This window comes from Amycolatopsis sp. NPDC114503 (assembly GCF_055633655.1).
Genome location: NZ_JBVKDT010000001.1, coordinates 244122 through 260724, shown reverse-complemented (window position 1 = coordinate 260724; position 16603 = coordinate 244122). Strand labels below are relative to the sequence as shown.

19 protein-coding genes are annotated in these 16603 nt (G+C 69.2%); 13 read left to right on the top strand and 6 right to left on the bottom strand.

The window, feature by feature from the left end:
- Window positions 1-61: 61 nt before the first annotated feature.
- The 4 genes from ACZ7OI_RS01365 (at window position 62) to ACZ7OI_RS01350 (ending at window position 3131) form a co-directional block, all read left to right on the top strand.
- Window positions 62-640 carry a TetR/AcrR family transcriptional regulator gene (locus tag ACZ7OI_RS01365; protein ID WP_470262260.1) on the top strand — a complete coding sequence of 193 codons (579 nt, stop codon included), beginning with the start codon at window positions 62-64 and terminating at the stop codon, window positions 638-640.
- Between the two features lie 81 nt (window positions 641-721).
- Window positions 722-1489 carry an ESX secretion-associated protein EspG gene (locus ACZ7OI_RS01360; RefSeq protein ID WP_470262259.1) on the top strand — a complete coding sequence of 256 codons (768 nt, stop codon included), beginning with the start codon at window positions 722-724 and terminating at the stop codon, window positions 1487-1489.
- Window positions 1490-1521: 32 nt separating this feature from the next.
- Complete coding sequence (locus ACZ7OI_RS01355) at window positions 1522-1944, top strand: hypothetical protein (RefSeq protein WP_116200765.1); 423 nt, start codon at window positions 1522-1524, stop codon at window positions 1942-1944.
- Window positions 1941-3131, top strand: coding sequence for a hypothetical protein (locus tag ACZ7OI_RS01350; RefSeq protein WP_470262258.1), 1191 nt, complete (start codon window positions 1941-1943; stop codon window positions 3129-3131). Before ACZ7OI_RS01355 ends, ACZ7OI_RS01350 begins: the two co-directional genes overlap by 4 nt.
- A gap of 58 nt (window positions 3132-3189) precedes the next feature.
- Here ACZ7OI_RS01350 and glfT1 read toward each other — a convergent pair whose 3' ends face one another.
- The 3 genes from glfT1 to wzm are packed head-to-tail and all read right to left on the bottom strand — an operon-like array spanning window position 3190 to window position 5870.
- On the bottom strand, window positions 3190-4098 hold the full coding sequence (glfT1, locus tag ACZ7OI_RS01345) for a galactofuranosyltransferase GlfT1 (protein WP_470263417.1): 909 nt from the start codon (window positions 4096-4098) through the stop codon (window positions 3190-3192).
- On the bottom strand, window positions 4098-4913 hold the full coding sequence (wzt, locus tag ACZ7OI_RS01340; RefSeq protein ID WP_470262257.1) for a galactan export ABC transporter ATP-binding subunit Wzt/RfbE: 816 nt from the start codon (window positions 4911-4913) through the stop codon (window positions 4098-4100). The genes glfT1 and wzt overlap by 1 nt, the downstream gene beginning before the upstream one ends.
- A gap of 3 nt (window positions 4914-4916) precedes the next feature.
- Window positions 4917-5870 carry a galactan export ABC transporter permease subunit Wzm/RfbD gene (gene wzm / locus ACZ7OI_RS01335; RefSeq protein ID WP_470262256.1) on the bottom strand — a complete coding sequence of 318 codons (954 nt, stop codon included), beginning with the start codon at window positions 5868-5870 and terminating at the stop codon, window positions 4917-4919.
- Between the two features lie 156 nt (window positions 5871-6026).
- On the opposite strand from wzm, the gene ACZ7OI_RS01330 reads away from it, so the two are divergent.
- The 5 genes from ACZ7OI_RS01330 to ACZ7OI_RS01310 are packed head-to-tail and all read left to right on the top strand — an operon-like array spanning window position 6027 to window position 9121.
- Entirely contained in the window at window positions 6027-6656 is a 630-nt protein-coding gene (locus ACZ7OI_RS01330; protein WP_370940605.1) for a hypothetical protein, read from the top strand.
- A gap of 33 nt (window positions 6657-6689) precedes the next feature.
- Window positions 6690-7133 (top strand): hypothetical protein, encoded by a 444-nt coding sequence (locus ACZ7OI_RS01325; protein WP_470262255.1) that lies wholly within the window; start codon window positions 6690-6692, stop codon window positions 7131-7133.
- Window positions 7130-7591 carry a GNAT family N-acetyltransferase gene (locus ACZ7OI_RS01320; RefSeq protein ID WP_470262254.1) on the top strand — a complete coding sequence of 154 codons (462 nt, stop codon included), beginning with the start codon at window positions 7130-7132 and terminating at the stop codon, window positions 7589-7591. Before ACZ7OI_RS01325 ends, ACZ7OI_RS01320 begins: the two co-directional genes overlap by 4 nt.
- Before the next feature lie 23 nt (window positions 7592-7614).
- Window positions 7615-8664, top strand: a complete 1050-nt coding sequence (pseI, locus tag ACZ7OI_RS01315; protein WP_470262253.1) for a pseudaminic acid synthase — start codon at window positions 7615-7617, stop codon at window positions 8662-8664.
- 10 nt (window positions 8665-8674) lie between these two features.
- Window positions 8675-9121, top strand: a complete 447-nt coding sequence (locus tag ACZ7OI_RS01310; RefSeq protein WP_470262252.1) for a DUF4345 domain-containing protein — start codon at window positions 8675-8677, stop codon at window positions 9119-9121.
- Between the two features lie 209 nt (window positions 9122-9330).
- On the opposite strand, the gene ACZ7OI_RS01305 is transcribed toward ACZ7OI_RS01310, so the two are convergent.
- Both ACZ7OI_RS01305 and pseB read right to left on the bottom strand, forming a co-directional pair.
- A complete protein-coding gene (locus ACZ7OI_RS01305; RefSeq protein WP_470262251.1) occupies window positions 9331-10467 on the bottom strand; it encodes a DegT/DnrJ/EryC1/StrS family aminotransferase in 1137 nt (378 codons plus the stop codon).
- A complete protein-coding gene (pseB, locus tag ACZ7OI_RS01300; protein ID WP_182893700.1) occupies window positions 10460-11443 on the bottom strand; it encodes a UDP-N-acetylglucosamine 4,6-dehydratase (inverting) in 984 nt (327 codons plus the stop codon). The genes ACZ7OI_RS01305 and pseB overlap by 8 nt, the downstream gene beginning before the upstream one ends.
- Window positions 11444-11506: 63 nt before the next feature.
- Between pseB and ACZ7OI_RS01295 the strand changes: the two genes are divergently transcribed.
- The 3 genes from ACZ7OI_RS01295 to ACZ7OI_RS01285 are packed head-to-tail and all read left to right on the top strand — an operon-like array spanning window position 11507 to window position 14394.
- A complete protein-coding gene (locus ACZ7OI_RS01295) occupies window positions 11507-12244 on the top strand; it encodes a cytidylyltransferase domain-containing protein (RefSeq protein ID WP_470262250.1) in 738 nt (245 codons plus the stop codon).
- Window positions 12241-13206, top strand: coding sequence for a spore coat protein (locus ACZ7OI_RS01290; protein WP_470262249.1), 966 nt, complete (start codon window positions 12241-12243; stop codon window positions 13204-13206). Before ACZ7OI_RS01295 ends, ACZ7OI_RS01290 begins: the two co-directional genes overlap by 4 nt.
- A gap of 42 nt (window positions 13207-13248) precedes the next feature.
- On the top strand, window positions 13249-14394 hold the full coding sequence (locus ACZ7OI_RS01285) for an epoxide hydrolase family protein (RefSeq protein WP_470262248.1): 1146 nt from the start codon (window positions 13249-13251) through the stop codon (window positions 14392-14394).
- A 325-nt stretch (window positions 14395-14719) separates the two neighbouring features.
- Here the strand turns inward: ACZ7OI_RS01285 and ACZ7OI_RS01280 are convergent, their stop codons facing one another.
- Entirely contained in the window at window positions 14720-15301 is a 582-nt protein-coding gene (locus ACZ7OI_RS01280; protein WP_344281653.1) for a bacterial proteasome activator family protein, read from the bottom strand.
- A gap of 102 nt (window positions 15302-15403) precedes the next feature.
- Between ACZ7OI_RS01280 and ACZ7OI_RS01275 the strand changes: the two genes are divergently transcribed.
- Window positions 15404-16603, top strand: a complete 1200-nt coding sequence (locus ACZ7OI_RS01275; RefSeq protein ID WP_470262247.1) for a cysteine desulfurase-like protein — start codon at window positions 15404-15406, stop codon at window positions 16601-16603.

Below are 16603 nucleotides of genomic sequence, written 5' to 3'. Positions count from 1 at the left end.
AGCCGCCGACTTTAGGTAAGCTGACCAAGGTAGTCAACTTACGCTGAGAGACGAGGTCGCGGTGCCCGCGGAATCCCGGCTGCGCGCCGACGCCAGGCGCAATTCCGAGCAGATCCGAACCGCTGCGATCGGTGCCTTCCAAGGCCGCGGCCTGACGGTCCCGCTGGAGGAGGTCGCCGAGGCGGCGGGAGTCAGCAAAGCCACGATCTTCAACCGGTTCGGCGGTCGGATCGGGCTGATCGAGGCGGTCGTCGAAGAGGTCGTCGCGACCGAGCTGTTCGCGGTCATCGACCGCATGCGGACCATCGACGACATCGGCGAGCGGATCGGCTGCTACCTCACCGAGCTGCGCGATCTCCAGTACCGCCAGCCCGCCGTCAACGACGTCCTGCTGCAGACCTATCCGAACTCGCCGCAGCTGATGGAGATCTGCCGGGTCGGGAGCGAGGCCAACGAAGAACTCGTCGCGGCGGCGCGGGCGTCCGGTGCGGTGCGGCCGGAGTTCACGGCGGGCGACCTGCACGCCTTCGTCGTCGACACCGCCCTCGCCCTCAAACACGGCGAACGGCCTCCCCGGGCCGCCTACGACCGGCGCACCGCTTACTTCCTGAACGGAATCCGAACACCGCGCTCCGGATGACGCGCCCTTGGCGCCGATGGCCGCGACAGTGCGGAGTGGACTACGGTTTCGCCGGGGAGAGACCGGATTTAGGGGTGGGTCGTGCCGTACACGTTGACGCTGTCACCGGCAGCGGTTGATCTCCTGCTGGCGGAACTCGGCCTCGGCCGCGCGCCGGTGCCGTTCGTGGTGCCGCACATCGGCATCACCGGCGAGGAACGCGCCGCGGTGCGCGACGCCGTCTTCCGCGACCTCGACAGCCGCGGCCTGCTGCGGCGCGGGACGGTCGACGACGACGTCCAGATCGCGCTCGCCACGTTCGCCCGGCCCGGCCTCGCGGTGTCCGCGGCGGCCAAGCTCGGCGACGAGCAGCTGTTCGCGCGGGTGGCGTCCAACGGCCAGTTCGCGGTGCTCGTCTGCCAGCGGGACGGGATGTTCACCTTCGAGGAGGTCCGCCCGACCGGCATCGTCCCGGCGATCGTCGACCTGCTGCCGCTCACGCCCGCCGCGGCGGGGCAGTCGGTGACCGTCGCGCGGCCGTCGAAGCAGCCGGTGCGGGGCGACGCCTACGACCCGTTCGCCGGCGTCAGCGGCCCGCGCACGCACAATCCGCAGCTCAGGGCTGTCCAGCGGATCTTCGAGAAGCCGCGGCTGGCGGTCGGCCAGTTCACGCCGTACGTCAGCGACGGCAACGGCCACGAGCGGGCGCTGCCGTCGCTCGCGTGGTTCGACACCGAACTCGGCCGCTACCTGCTCAGCACGCGCGATTCCAGCGACGGCAACCGCTGGCTCACCTACGCCCCGGCGGACAATGCCCGTCTGGCCCAACAACTGTTCACCCAGCTTGAAGGCTATTCGGCAAACGCCTGACCGGAGCGGCTCGCGTCGGTAAACTCCGGCGCATGAGCACTGATCCGCTGGCGGCAGGCGGGCTAAACGCCAAGGGCATCGCCGAAGCCGCGGCCGAAACGCACAAGCTGGCCGGCACCGCGAAAGCCGGCGGGTTCAGCATCGACGGCGACGCACTCGGTGACCTGCGCAAAGCGCTCACCGACATGGTCACGCGCCTCGAACGGCTCAAGCCGCAGACACAGGCGCTGACGACCGCGCCGAAGCTCGGCAGCCACCCGTACGGGCACACCGTGGCCGAGCACGACCGCAAGAGCGGCGCCGACGCGCCCGGGGCGGCGCTGGACGTGCTGGACCAGTTCGGCCGGATCCTGAAGGAGGCCGACGAGGCCCTCGCGCGCGCCGGCGGGGTCTACACCGAGAACGAGAGCCAGGCCATCGACTCCCACCGCACCGTGAAGGGCAGCACCGAATGAGCACGCCGCAGCCGGGGCTCGCGCCGTCGGACGCCGACTACCTCGGGCACCCGCATCAGCAGCTGAAGTCGTACGTCGAGACGAATCTCGACGTGGAGCAGGTTTCCTCGGTTTCGCACGCGTACACCGAGGTGCAGAAGGCTTTCGAGGATTTCGCGACGCAGCTGGGCGAGGCCGTCAAGAAGGCCGCGCACGCGTGGAGCGGCGAGGCCGCGGCCGGTGCGCAGGCGTATTTCGTGAGCCTCGCCGAATGGGCCGAGGCGAATGGCCAGAATGCGAAACTGGCCGCGCAGATCGTCGAGGAACAGGCGTCCGCCGCGCAGGTGGCGAAGCACTCGATGCCGGACGCGGTCCCGTTCGACTGGTCTGAGGAATTCGACAAATGGTCGCACGCGAGTCCGCTCGAAATGAGCAATGAGATCGACGCGACGCTGAAGAAACAGCAGGACAGCCGTTCCGCGCACGAACAGGCCGCGGAAACGATGTCGAAGTACGACGCTTCGCTGCACGAGACAGGGTCGAAGCAGCCGGCGTTCGCGCACCCGCCCAAGTTCGGTGTCGCGGCTGGTGGCGGCGCCGCGGTGGCGATGCCGACGGGGCCGCACCACGACGCCGCTCCTCCGGCCGGGCACGCGGACGCTCCTCCGGCCAGCCCGGCGCCCGCTACCTCCACCGTCGGTTCGGCGACGGACGCCGGCGGCGGTGCCGCGGCCGGGCACGCGGCGGCCAGCGCTCCGACGGTCAGCGGCCCGAGCCAGTTCACCGGTGCGGTGCATCAGCCGATGCCGGACAGTTCGGGCTCGACCACCGCTGCCGGTTACGCCCCGGCCGCGGCACAGGCCGCTGCAGGCGGCGGCAACGCCGGGTCCGCCGGAATGGGCGCGATGCCGATGGGCGGCATGCCGATGGGCGGAGGCGGCGGAGGGTTCGGCGCCGACGAGGAACACCAGAGCAAGGTCGGCCGCGGCGGTGGCTCGTTCGGCCCCGGCGACGGCGCGATGGAGCCGGGAGCGGCCGATGTCGCGGCCGGGGGAATGGGCGGCGCTCCGGCCCGGCCGGGCATGGGCTTCGGAGCCCGCCCGTACGACGAAAGCCTCAACCAGCCCGCGTTCGTGATGGAAATCGAGGACGACGACGAGGTGTTCGGCGGCGGACATCGCTCCGCGCCGCCGGTGATCGGGGAATAACTCGGGAGTCCGTTGTGGACGGTGGGGTCAGCGCACTGTCCACAACGGACTGACCGGCTCAGTACCGGTAAAACTTCTCCGCGCGCCCCTGTCGCACCAGCTTCAGCCACTGCAAGAACGCCTTCGGGTCCCGCTTCACGCCCACGAAATACAGCCCGAAGCGCAACACCTCCAGCGCCCCGATCTTCCGCATTCCCGGCTGGGACAGCAAATACCCGCGGTTGCGGTACGTGTAGTACCGCTTGACCTCGTTCTCCGGGTCCTGCGCGTGGAATTTCCCGCCCAGCATCGGCTTGAACTCGTCCGAGCCGTCGGGGTGCAGGTAGGTCGTGCGCAGCGACGTGCCGAACGGCAGGCCGGACCGCACGAGGCGGCGGTGCAGTTCCACCTCGTCGCCGCGGAAGAACAGGCGCAGGTCGGGCACACCGGTGACGTCCAAAGTGGACGAACGGAACAGCGCGCCGTTCATCAGCGACGCGATGCCGGGCAGGAAGTCCGTGCCCAGTTCGGCCGACGAGCGCTTCCAGGTGAGGCCGCGGCGCAGCGGGAACGCCAGTTTCGCCGGGGCGTCGATGTTGGCCACCACCGGGGAAATCTCGGCGAGCCCGCGCTTTTCGGCTTCCTCGAGCAGGATCTCGAGCACGTGCTCGTCCGCGGGGCGGCCGTCGTCGTCGGCGAGCCACACCCAGTCCGCGCCGAGCGACAGCGCGTGCAGCATGCCGAGCGCGAAACCGCCGGCGCCGCCGAGGTTCCGGTGCGACGGCAGGTACGTGTACGGCAGCGGGTAGGCCTCCACCACGTCCCGCGCGGACTTGTCCGGCCCGTTGTCCACCACCACGAGGTGGTCGACCGGCCGGGTCTGGGCGGCGATGACTTTCAGCGAGTCCGCGAGCAGCTCGCGCCGGTGCCGCGTGACCACCACGCCGACGACGGCGCCCTCGGGCAGCTCTCGCGTCTCGCCGGTCATCATTCCCCGCCGTTCGTCGTGGTCGCGGGCTCGATGCCGAGGCGCTCGAGACCTTCCTGGCTCATGTTCTCGAACGGGTCGCGGCCCTTGTACTGGGTGAGCACCTCGCGCAGCGAACCCTGCTTCTTGACGTGGCCCTCGTCCATCCAGATCGCGGTGTCGCACAGCTCCATCAGGAACTCGTCGGAGTGGTTCGCGAACACCAGGATGCCGGAGCGCTTGACCAGGTCCTTGAGCCGGTCGCGGGCCTTGTTGAGGAACGCCGCGTCGACCGCGCCGATGCCCTCGTCGAGGATCAGGATCTCCGGGTCGATCGAGGTCACCACGCCGAGCGCGAGCCGCACCCGCATGCCGGTGGAGTACGTCCGCAGCGGCATCTGCAGGTAGTCGCCGAGTTCGGTGAACTCCGCGATGTCGTCGACCCGCTTCTCCATCTCCTTGGCGCTCATGCCGAGGAACAGGCCGCGGATCAGGATGTTCTCGATGCCGGAGATCTCCGGGTCCATGCCGATGCCGAGGTCGAACACCGGCGCGATCCGGCCGACGATCCGCGACGATCCGCGGGTCGGCTCGTAGATCCCGGCGAGCAGCCGCAGCAGCGTGGACTTGCCCGCGCCGTTGTGCCCGACGAGACCGACCCGGTCGCCCTCGCGGAGGCTGATCGACACGTCGTGCAGCGCCTCGATGATCGGCACCTTCTGGTCGGAGCTGATCTTGCCGCCGACCTTGCCGAGCACGCGCTTTTTCATCGAACGCGTCTTCGCGTCGAAAATCGGGAAGTCCACGTACGCGTTGTGGACGTCAATGCTGACCATCTGTCACACCCAATACGAGACGCGAGACCGGTAATTGCGCATGGCGACGAGGGCGAGCGCCCACCCGACCACGGTGAGCCCGCCGACCACGACCCAGCTGGTCCAGCTCACCGCCTGTCCGATGAGCGGCGACCGCACCACCTGCATGTAGTGATAAAGCGGGTTCAGCTTGATGATCGGCAGCGCCCACGACGCGCCGTCCCGCGGGCCGCCGGACAGCAGCTGGTCGACCGGCCAGACGATCGGGGTGCCGTAGAACATCAGCTGGATCAGCGAGTTGATCAGCTGCGGAATGTCGCGGAAACGCGTCGAGATGATGCCGAGCAGCAGCGCCGCCCAGCCCGCGGTGAGCGCGAGCAGCATGAACCCGGGAATGGCGAGGAAAATGTTCCAGCTCAGGCCGGGGTGGCAGAACTTGTCCGGTACGCACGCGCCGTTTTTCGACCCGAGCGAATACGGGGAATCGAGCGCCGAGAAGAAAATGATCAGCAGCACGACGTAGACGATCATGTTGTGCGCCAGCAGCAGCGTCTGCCGCCAGATCGTGCGCAGCACGTACACGCTGATCGGCGCGGGGACCTGTTTGATCAGCCCCTCGTTCGCGATGAACGTTTCCATGCCTTCGGTGAGGCAGCCCTGGATGAAGCCCCAGATGATGAAGCCGGTGGAGAGGTAGGGCAGGAACACCTCGATCGGCGTCCGGAACAGCTGCGAGTACAGCAGGCCGAGGCCGAGCGCGATGACACCCTGGCTGATGGTGATCCAGAACGGCCCGATGATGGACCGCCGGTACCGCTGCTTGATGTCCTGCCAGCCGAGGTGGGTCCACAGCTCGCGGGAGGCCAAACCGGTCTTGATGTCGTCGATCGCACGCCCGAACGTCTTGCTGTCCGACGACGGTGGAACCGGAGTCGAGACATCGGGTTCGGCTGCGTGAACCGTGCTGGTGGCATGCACGTGGACGAGGGTACCGATGGGACGCACCGGCCTCGGCTCGCCCCAGCCCGACCGCACGGCGGCCGCTGTGCGGATGCGGGCGATACGAGCCAGGTGTCTCCTGGTGTCCTGGTAGTTTCTTCCCTTATGACTGCTGCTCTCGGTGCGGCGAGCCTCATGGTCGACCTTCTTTCGGCGTATGCGGACCGGCCGGACCCGCGTTCGGTCGCCGTGGTCGGCAACCAGCCGCTGGAGCCGGACCCGGCCCGCGCCAAGGCGGTGGACGACTGCGACCTGGTCATTCGGGTCAACGGGTTCGTTGTCGACGAACCGGACGGACCGGACATCACCGGCCGCAAGGTGCACACGGTCGTCTTCAACCGGGCCGTGCGCGCCACCCGGCACGTGTTCCGCGACTACCGCTCCCGGCTGTATCTGCTGGTCGAGCCCGGTCGCCTGCACTGGGAGCCGGAGGCGCTGCCCGGCTGGTGGCCCTCGGACCTCGGGTTCGTCCCGGTGTCGAACCGCGACGTCGTGCTGCCGCTGTCGGACGCGCTCGGCCTGCCGACGCGCACCGAACCCACCTGGTCGACCACGGGTACGCTCGCGGCCTGGATCGCCCGCACCTCGTTCCCCGAGGCGCAGCTGGTGCTCACCGGGTTCTCGTTCATCGACAACCCGGAGCAGACCTCGTGGGAACACGCTGCCGGGGATTCGTGCATCGTGGGACCGGAGCACCAGATCGCCGCCGAGGGCAGGCTGCTGGAGTCGTGGACCCGCACCGGCACCACCACTTTGCTCCGCTGAAGCCCACCGGCACTCGTCGAAGGAACTCCCGCCATGCCCTTCACCAAGTTCAGAAACCTGTTCGGCTCCCGGATCGCCCGGATCGTCGATTATCGCGTCGAGGAGCGGACGCGCGACGTGCTCCAGGACTTCGAGACCCGCATCGACGAGCTCGAGCACTGCACGGTCGACCACCGCCGCCGGCTCGCCGAGACCGACGAGAAGCTGGACACCGCGCTCGGCGACCTCCGCTGGATCCGCGGTGAACTGGACCGGATGATCCCGCACGTCGCCGCGCAGGAAGAGCAGCTGGAGACGCTCCGGGAGAAGCTCGCGATGGCTCCGCGCACGGACGACGCCGGCGCTCTCGAAGCGCGTTCGCTGGTCGAGGAGATCCAGCGGCAGCACGCGCAGATCCGCGTCCGGCTGGCCGGGATGGCCCGGTACGAGGAGCGGTTGAGCCGTCTCGAGAACGCGAAACTCACGCCTGCGCAGTGACGTCCGTCATCGCCCGCGACGCGACCGAGGCCGATGCTGAGCTGTTGCTGGCCTGGCGCAACGACCCGGCGACCCGGCAGGCGTCGCGGTCTGCCGGCGTGATCGATCTGGACAGTCACCTGCGCTGGCTGCGCGGCGTGCTCGCGGCGTCCGGCCGGATCCTGCTCGTGCTGGAGGAAGCCGGGAAGCCGGTGGGCACGGTGCGGTTCGACGACGAGGGCGACCGCGAGTGGGAGGTAAGCATCACGCTCGCTCCGGAAAGCCGTGGCCGCGGTCTGGCGCGGCCCGTGCTCGACGCGGGCGAGCAGACCCTGGCTGCTCGGACGGACGCGGTGGCCGTGCTGGCCGCGGTGCACGAGGAGAACGCGGCGTCGGCGGCGTTGTTCGAGCGGGCTGGTTACCTGGAGGTCGCGCCCCCCGCCGACGGCTTCCGCCGGCTGCGCAAGACTCTGCACTGACCCCCACCGGAAGGACGCCACCCATGTCCGAAGTCCGCATCGGCAAGCACCTGCTCGGCCCGGCGCAGCCGCCGTTCGTGATCGCGGAGATGTCCGGCAACCACAACGGCGACCTGGACCGCGCACTGGCCATCGTGGACGCGATCGCCGACTCCGGCGCGCACGCGGTGAAACTGCAGACCTACCGTCCGGACACGATCACCGTCGACGTCGACGGCCCGGCGTTCCGGATCGGCGACGGGCATTCCCTGTGGGGCGGGGAAAATCTGTACAAACTGTACGAAAAGGCCCACACGCCTTGGGAATGGCACGAGCCGATCTTCGCTCGCGCCCGCGAACGCGGCCTGGAAGTGTTCTCCAGCCCGTTCGACCCGACCGCGGTGGAGCTGCTGGAGTCGCTGGACGCACCGGCGTACAAGATCGCCTCGTCGGAGATCGTCGACCTGCCGCTGATCGAACTGTGCGCGCGCACCGGCAAACCGCTGGTGATTTCGACCGGAATGGCGAACGTCGCGGAGATCGACGCGGCCGTCCGCACGGCTCGTTCGGCAGGCAACGACCAGCTGATCGTGCTCGGCTGCACGGCGAGTTACCCGGCGTCGCCGACGGAAAGCAATCTGCGCGGTTTGCCGTTGCTGGCCGGGCTTACCGGGACGCTGGTCGGCTTGTCGGACCACACCCCGGGTCTTGGCGCGCCGGTCGCCGCGGTCGCGTTGGGCGCGGTGGCGATCGAGAAGCACGTGACGCTCGCGCGCAGCGACGGCGGGGTGGACTCGGAGTTTTCGCTGGAGCCGGCGGAATTGGCCGCGTTGGTGACGGAGACCCATCGGGCGTGGGAAGCGCTCGGTTCGCCGGTGCTGGGCCCGCGCGAGAGCGAGAAAGAAGGGCTGCGGCTGCGGCGTTCGCTGTACGTGGTGGAGGACGTTCGGGCCGGGGATCCGGTTACGGCGCAGAACGTCCGCTCGATCCGCCCGGCCGGCGGGCTCGCTCCGGCGGAGATCGTGAACGTGCTTGGGCGGACGTTCCGGGTGGACGCCGCCAAGGGGACCGCATTGACTTGGGATTTGATCTAGGCTCGGTTGCATGGCAGGCGAGAAGTCCCGGAAGGCGTTGCTGGCCACGCTCGGGGTGCTGGGGGCGATCCCGGTCGCTTCTGGGCTCACCGGCATTCTCGGCGGGCCGGAACGCGCTCCGGGCGGTGCCGCGACGACGCCTAGCGTCGACAGCGAGTACCGGTTCGTGAACACGTTCTGGGCGGCGGCTGGGGTCGCGTTGTGGTGGTCGATCCGTCGGCCGGAGAAACGTGCGGCGACTACTCGGGTTGTGTTGGGGACTGCTGCTGTGGGTGGGTTGCCGCGGCTGCTTTCGGCGCGGCGGGCTGGGGTGCCGCATCCGGTGTTCCGGGCTGCGACGGTGCTGGAGCTGGCGGTGGTGCCGGGGGTGTTGTTGTGGCACGCGAAGGTGATTCGGGACGGTCGGGGTGCGGAAAGCTTGAACGCTGAGCTGGCAGCCGCGTCGGACCGGAGCTAGGCCGCGCCGGCGTTTGGCTGAACGTCACTTGCCGAAAACCGTGTACTGGCCCCGAGTCGGAGTCAGGCGGCGGAGACCGCGGCAGGCTGTGAAATATTGTGAGACAGCGCGGGGCAGCGGGGCCATCGCGAGCTAGCGTGAACCCTGCTGACCTGCGCTTACGGTCTCTGTCGGGCGAATTTTCGGGCCTCCGGCCTTCTGATCCGTAGTCAGATGCCGAAGAACCCGCGCACCCCGTCGATCACCCGGTCCACGTCGGCATCACTTAGCGACGGGAACAACGGCAGCGAAAGCTCCTGCTCGTAATACGCCTCGGCATTCGGGCACAACCCCCGCCGATAGCCGAGATCCTCGAACACCGGATGCCAATACGCCGGGATGTAGTTCACCTGCACCCCGATCCCCAGCCCCCGCAAGTGATCGAACAGCGCTCGCCGCCGGCCGTCCAGTACCCGCAACGGGTACAGGTGCCACACCGGATCCGCGCCCTCGCGGCGAGGCGGCGTCAGGGCCCCATCGACATCCGCGAGCGCCGCGTTGTACCTCGCGTGGATCTCGGCGCGCCGCAGCTTGAACTCCGTCAGCCGCGTGAGCTGGCTGCTTCCCAAGGCGCACAGGACATCCGGCAGCCGGTAGTTCAGGCCGAACTCGTGCACCTCCTGGTGCCACGCGCCTTCGTCCGGGTACCGCTGACGCGATTTGTCCCGGACCAAGCCGTGGTTGCGGAACGCTTGTGCGCGCCCCAGCAACTCCTCGGACCCGGTGACGACCGCGCCGCCCTCGGCGGTGGTCAGGTTTTTGGTGGGGAAGAAGGAAAACGTGGTCAGATCGGCAAGAGAGCCAACCGGCCGTCCTTGCCACGAACCACCGACAGAGTGCGCGGCGTCTTCCAACAACAGCGCGTCGGCGTCGTGCGCGATCTTCGCCAAGACGTCCAGTTCGGCTGGGTGCCCGGCGTAGTCGACGGCGGCCACCACCTTCGTGCGGCTCGTGATCGCGGCCGCGGCGGCGTCGACGGACAGGTTGCCGGTGTCGGGCTCGACGTCGGCGAACACCACCTTCGCGCCGTGCAGCGCGGCGGTCGCCGCGGTGGCGACGAAGGTCATCGGCGACGCCACGACCTCGTCACCCGCGCCGATTCCGGCTGCGGCGTACGCGACGTGCAAGGCCGCGGTGCCGGACGTGACAGCCACGGCTGGCGTGCCGCCGGTGTGTTCCGCGAGGTCTGCCTCGAACTTCGCGACTGCGGGACCCGTGGTGAGCCAGTCGCCACGCAGGACCGAAACCACGGCCTCGATGTCTTCTTCACTGACAGACTGGCGGCCGTACGGAAGAAATTCAGGCATATTGCTCGACCAGTTCGCGGAGTTCGTCGGCCTCGAGCCACAGGTCGTTGGTGTCCGAGCGGTACGCGAAGCCTTCGGGCACCTGCTCCCCGGCGGTGGGCGATTCGTAGCCCCAGCCGGCGAGGTGCGGCTGGACGACGTACCGGTCGGTCAGCCGGAGAGTCCGCCGCGCGTCGTCGGGGGCGATCATCTCCTCGTGCAGCTTCTCGCCCGGCCGCACGCCGACCTCGTGCATCGGCGAACCCGGCGCGATCGCTTGCGCGAGGTCGACCAGCCGCATGCTCGGGATCCGCGGCACGTACAGCTCGCCGCCGGACATCTGGTCGAATGAGTCGACCACGAACTGCACGGCTTGCGGGAGCGTGATCCAGAAGCGGGTCATCTCCTTGTGCGTGATCGGCAGCGACTCGCCCTGCTCGGCGAGCTTGCGGAAGAACGGGATGACGCTGCCGCGCGAGCCCATCACGTTGCCGTAGCGCACCACGGAGAACCGCGTCGGGTGCGCGGCCGCGTAGTGGTTGCCGCTGATGAACATCCGGTCCGCGCACAGCTTCGTCGCGCCGTAGAGGTTGATCGGGCTGGACGCCTTGTCGGTCGACAGCGCGACGACCTTCTTCACGCCGGTGTCGATCGCCGCCTCGATCACGTTCTGCGAGCCCGTGACGTTCGTCTGGACGAACTCGAACGGGTTGTACTCGCCGGTGTCGACCTGCTTGAGCGCGGCGGCGTGCACCACGTAGTCGACGCCGTGCATGGCGCGCTCGAGGCGGCGGCGGTCGCGCACGTCGCCGATGAACCAGCGCAGCCGCGGGTCGTCGTTGAACAGCTGTCGTGCTTCGTACTGCTTCAGCTCGTCGCGGGAAAGCACCACGAGCCGGCTGGGGTTCAGCTCGGCCAGCGCATAGGCGATGAACGCCTTGCCGAAGGAGCCGGTCCCGCCGGTGAGCAGGATGCTGGAACCATCCAGCTCGGACATCGATGACCTCCGCGATCGGGGTTCGTGGATCGGCGCGGGGCGCCGCAGGCCATCATGTCACCCATGCGTGCAGGCCCTGGCGTCAACGCCGTGATACAGGCCCGGTCGTCGTCCACCCGGCTGCCGGGGAAGGTGCTGCGGCCGCTCGCCGGGCGGAGCGTGCTGGGCTGGGTCGTCCGGGCCGCGGCGGCTGCTCCCGGCGTCGACCAGGTGGTTGTCGCGACCTCGGAGGACGCCTCCGACGACGCGGTCGCCGCCGAGGCGGAGCGGTGTGGCGCGCACGTCGTCCGGGGACCGCTGGACGACGTCGTGGCCCGGTTCGGGCTCGCGTTGTCGCAGCATCTGGCGGACGCGGTGATCCGTCTCACGGCGGACTGCCCGCTGCTCGACCCGGCCCTGATCGGCCGGCTGGTCGCGGTATGGCGGGCCGAACCGTCGCTGGACTACGTCTCGACCACGCTCGTCCGCACCCTGCCGCGCGGTTTCGACGCGGAGCTGGTGCGCGCGGAGGTGCTGGCCGAGCAGGTGGCGACCGCGACCGGGGCGGATCGCGAGCATGTGACGTCGGCGATCTACCGGCAGCCCGACCGGTACTCCTGCACCGGCGTCGTGGTCAGCCCGGCGGCTGACGACCTGCGCGTCACTTTGGACACGGCGGAGGACTGGGAGCTGATCTCGGCTCTCGTGGCCGAGCTGGGCGACCAACCGGGTTCGTGGCGTTCGGTGGTGTCGCTGCTGCGCTCGCGGCCGGATTTGGTGGCGTTGAACTCACACGTCGAGCAGAAGAAGGTCGGCCAGTGAAGCTGCTGCTCCGGGCGGACGCTTCGCCGACCATCGGGGCTGGGCACATCTCCCGGGTGGTCGCCTACGCCGAGCGCGCGGTCGCGCGGGGCTGGGACGTGCACTTCGCCGGCTCCACGACCAACGCGGAGTGGCTGTCCGCCCGATTCGACGAGCTTTCGGTACCGCGGTTGCCGGTTTCTCCCTTGGCTGACTTGGTTTCCGGCTTCGACGCGGTGCTCGTGGACCACTACGGGATCGGCGACGTCCGTGCCGAGGTCAACGCCGCCGGCGCTCGTCTGGTATCCATTGAGGACGATGTGTTCGGCCGTCGTCCGGCGGATGTGGTGGTGGATTCGGGCTTTGCGCCGGGTCCGCGTCCCGAGGACGGTTCGGGCTTGCTGCTGCGAGGTGTGGAGTACACGCCGCTTCGAGACGTCGTGCTGCGCGCGCGTTCGCGGCGGAGCGCTTCGTCGCCATTGCAGGTGACGGTGGTCCTGGGCGGCGGCGCCGAGTGGGCTTCGACGGTTTCGCTGTTGCTCCAGGCGCTTGCCGACACGGGATTGCCTTTCGCGGCAGACGCTTTGGTCCGCGGTACGCCGACCTTGCCGTCCACTGTGGATGGACAGGTGATCCGGGTCGCCGCGCCGCACGCCGGACTGTTGGACCTGCTGGCCGGGACGGATGTCGCGATCAGCGCGTCCGGGGTGACGTTCCTGGAGCTGTGCTGCCTCGGGGTGCCGACGGCCGCGGTGCGGCTGGTGGACAACCAGGCGGCCGGGTATCGGGCGGCGCTGGAACGAGGCCTGGCGTGTGGCTTGGGTTCGGCGGATACCTTGGGTGCGCGGCTGCCGGAGGCGACGGAGACATTGCGGCAGTTGCTGTCGGACGCTTCGCTGCGGTCACGGCTTTCGGAGGCCGGGCGGTCTGCTGTGGACGGCCGGGGAGTGGACCGGGTGCTGGACGTTCTGGCCGGGTTCTGATCGAGGACCGAACCTGTCCGCAATCCCTCGTAGCTTTTCCTCATGACCGAGACCCCGTTCCGGATCCACCTCCCGCAATCCGACCTGACCGACCTCAACCGTCGTCTCGCCGACACCCGCTGGCCGGACCCCTTCGAAGACCCGGCATGGGAGCTGGGCATTCCGGTGGCCGAAGTCCAAGACCTCGTCGACTACTGGCGGCTCGGTTTCGACTGGCGCGCGCAGGAAGAACGCATCAACGGCTTCCCTCAGTTCACCACCACGATCGACGGCGCCAACGTCCATTTCCTGCACCTGAAATCCCCCGAACCGGACGCCGTCCCGCTTCTGCTCACCCACGGCTGGCCCGGCTCCGTCGTCGAATTCCTCGACCTCATCGGCCCCCTCGCCGACCCTCGCTCGTACGGCGGCGACCCGGCCGTCGCGTTTCACGTCGTCGTTCCGTCCGTGCCCGGGTTCGCCTTCTCCGGGCCGACACCGGACCGCGGCTGGGGCCCGGCGCGGACGGCGCGTGCTTGGGCCGAGTTGATGACTCGCCTCGGGTACGAGAGGTTCGGCACGCACGGCGGTGACTGGGGCGCGTTGATCTCCCGCGAACTCGGCCTTCAATTCCCCGACCGGATCATCGGCGCGCACGTGACGATGCTGCCGTCCGCGGTCGCTCGCGACGAGGCTGACCTCGCCGGGCTCAGCGGGGCGGAGCTGGCGAAAGGGCAGCGGTCGCTGGAGAAATCGCGGGCCTTCCAGCAGACGGGCATCGGCTACGCGATGATCCAGTCCACCAAGCCGCAAACGCTTGCCTACGGTCTCACCGACTCCCCGGCGGGGCAGTTGGCCTGGATCGCCGAGAAGTTCCGTGCCTTCTCGAACACCGACCACGACCTGATCGACCGTGACGATCTGCTCGCCAACGTTTCGATCTACTGGTTCACCCGCACCGCCGCGTCGTCCTCGCGGATCTACGCCGACCAGGACGTCCAGTGGGGCGCCGAGTTGCCGTCGTCGACGGTGCCGACCGCCGTCGCGGTGTTTCCGGACGACATCGGGCTTCCGCTGCGGTCACTGGCCGAGCGCACCGATCGGATCGTGCGGTGGACGGAATTCCCGAGCGGCGGGCACTTCCCGGCGCTCGAAGAACCCGACCTGCTGATCGGAGATCTTCGAGCGTTCTTCTCCGCGGTGAGCTAAAGGTGCGGTAGAAGTGGTTCCGTTGCGGGGACGCGGGCGGTCCGCTGCCGAGAGGAAGGGGTGGTCAGCGTGCAAGCTGCCAGCCGGCTGGCTGAATTTCGGAGGACTTCAAAGCCGTGGCTGCCACGTTTCCGACCGGTGCCTTCGGCGAGCGCATCTACTTTGTCTCACCGATCCGGAGTGCGGGCCTTTACTCGAACCTCGACGAAAAACCGCGAAGGTACGAGCAGTACTGATTCGAAGAGAGCGGCCGCCACCGTGGCGATCGGGAACCGTCACGTTCCCGATCGCCTCGGAGAGTCTCCGGAGACGGACCAGCGCCGTCTTAGAGGTACTGCCCAGTCCCCGTGATGCCGTGCCCGTGCCCCTCGCCCGGCTGCCCCACCGACCCCGACGAACCAGCGGGCAACCCGCGGCGCATCTGCTCCAGCTGCACCCGCGCGGCCATCTGCTGCGCGAACAGCGCGGTCTGGATGCCGTGGAACAGACCCTCCAGCCAGCCGACCAGCTGGGCCTGCGCGATCCGCAGTTCGGCGTCCGAAGGAGTCTGGTCCTCGGTGAACGGCCGCACGAGGCGCTCGAGTTCCTCGCGCAGTTCGGGCGCGAGCGCCTGCTCCAGTTCGCGCACCGACGTCTGGTGGATCTCGCGGACCCGGTTGCGGCTGGCGTCGTCCAGCGGCGCGGCGCGGACCTCTTCCAGCAGCTGTTTGATCATGGTGCCGATGCGCATCACCTTGGCCGGTTCCTCGACCAGGTCCCCGACGGTCTCGTTGTCCTCGCCGTCGGGGGCGATCTGCGCGGTGCCGACCGGAACCCCGTCCGGCCCGACGACCACCACGTGCGGCGCGTCCGTTCCGTCCCCGGTCGCGCCCGTTCCCCCGAAGTTCGGCTCGCTCATGTGCTCCATCCCCGTCGCTGTTGGCGGTCCTGACCCGAGCCTAGCGGCCGTTCGGGCAGTTCTGCCCAACCCCGCGGCAACCGCGAAACCGCACGTCCGTACGGTGTCCCCATGGCGTTCGACGTCGCTCGTATCCGTGGGCTGTTCCCCGCGCTTGGCGACGGCTGGATTCACTTCGACGGCGCCGCCGGAATGCTCGTGCCCGAACAGGTCGCTTCGGCCGTTTCGACGGCGATGCGGGCGCCGGTGTCCGGGCCGGGCGGAGCCTTTCCGGCCTCCCAGCGGGCGGAAAGCATCGTCACCGCGGCCCGCCGGGCCGTGGCCGATCTGGTCGGGGCGGACCCGGCCGCAGTCGTGCTCGGGCCGAGCGCGCCAGTGCTGCTGCGCAGGCTCGTCGACGCGCTCGCCGAGCGCTGGACGATAGGCGACGAGGTCGTCGTCTCCCGGCTCGACGAAGAGGCCAACATCGCGCCCTGGCGGCGTGCCGCGAAGCGGGTCGGCGCGGTCGTGCGGTGGAGCGAGATCGACATCGAGACCTGCGAACTGCCCGCGTGGCAGTACGAGAACCTCGTGTCCGCGCGGACGAAAGCGGTGTCGGTGACGCTGGCGTCCGGGTCCGTCGGGACCCGGCCGGACGTGCCGACGGTGATCGAATTCGCCAAGCGCGTCGGCGCGCTCGTGGTGGTCGACGCGACCTACGCGGCTCCGTTCGTGCCCCTTGACCTGCAAGAACTCGGCGCCGACGTCCTGGTCGTCTCTGCTCCGTCGTGGGGCGGGCCCGCCGTCGGCGCGCTGGTGTTCCGCGATCCGGAGCTGCTGGAACGCGTCTCGTCGGTGTCGCTCGACCCGACCGCCACCGGTCCCGCGCGCCTCGAACTCGGTCCGCACGCGTACCCGCTGCTGGCCGGCCTCATCGCGTCCATCGACTACCTCGCCGGCCTCGACGACGCCGCGGCCGGCTCGCGTCGCGAACGCCTGGTGACGTCGCTCGGCTCGGCCAAGTCGTATCACGCGGGGCTGCTCGCGCAGCTGTCCACGGAACTGCGCTCACTGCGGCACATCATGGTGATCGGCGACGCGATGCGCCGGATCCCGGCGCTCGCGTTCGCCGTGGCCGGCGCGAAAGCGTCCCAGGTCGCTGAATACCTGGCGTCGCAAGGCTTGTGCGCCTTCGCCGACGACGGCACCAGCGGCGTGTTCGCGTCGCTGGGCGTCGGCGAGGTCGGCGGAGCGGTGCGGATCGGGCTCGCGCACTACTCCAACGTGTTCGAGATCAACCAGCTGGTGCGGGTGCTCGAAGAACTGCGCTGA

Coding starts and splice junctions, on each gene's coding strand:
- ACZ7OI_RS01355 (WP_116200765.1), top strand. CDS start 1,522: ATGAGCACTGATCCGCTGGCGGCAGGCGGGCTAAACGCCAAGGGCATC.
- ACZ7OI_RS01350 (WP_470262258.1), top strand. CDS start 1,941: ATGAGCACGCCGCAGCCGGGGCTCGCGCCGTCGGACGCCGACTACCTC.
- glfT1 (WP_470263417.1), bottom strand. CDS start 4,098: ATGACCGGCGAGACGCGAGAGCTGCCCGAGGGCGCCGTCGTCGGCGTG.
- wzt (WP_470262257.1), bottom strand. CDS start 4,913: ATGGTCAGCATTGACGTCCACAACGCGTACGTGGACTTCCCGATTTTC.
- ACZ7OI_RS01330 (WP_370940605.1), top strand. CDS start 6,027: ATGGTCGACCTTCTTTCGGCGTATGCGGACCGGCCGGACCCGCGTTCG.
- ACZ7OI_RS01325 (WP_470262255.1), top strand. CDS start 6,690: ATGCCCTTCACCAAGTTCAGAAACCTGTTCGGCTCCCGGATCGCCCGG.
- pseI (WP_470262253.1), top strand. CDS start 7,615: ATGTCCGAAGTCCGCATCGGCAAGCACCTGCTCGGCCCGGCGCAGCCG.
- ACZ7OI_RS01310 (WP_470262252.1), top strand. CDS start 8,675: ATGGCAGGCGAGAAGTCCCGGAAGGCGTTGCTGGCCACGCTCGGGGTG.
- ACZ7OI_RS01305 (WP_470262251.1), bottom strand. CDS start 10,467: ATGCCTGAATTTCTTCCGTACGGCCGCCAGTCTGTCAGTGAAGAAGAC.
- pseB (WP_182893700.1), bottom strand. CDS start 11,443: ATGTCCGAGCTGGATGGTTCCAGCATCCTGCTCACCGGCGGGACCGGC.
- ACZ7OI_RS01295 (WP_470262250.1), top strand. CDS start 11,507: ATGCGTGCAGGCCCTGGCGTCAACGCCGTGATACAGGCCCGGTCGTCG.
- ACZ7OI_RS01285 (WP_470262248.1), top strand. CDS start 13,249: ATGACCGAGACCCCGTTCCGGATCCACCTCCCGCAATCCGACCTGACC.
- ACZ7OI_RS01280 (WP_344281653.1), bottom strand. CDS start 15,301: ATGGAGCACATGAGCGAGCCGAACTTCGGGGGAACGGGCGCGACCGGG.
- ACZ7OI_RS01275 (WP_470262247.1), top strand. CDS start 15,404: ATGGCGTTCGACGTCGCTCGTATCCGTGGGCTGTTCCCCGCGCTTGGC.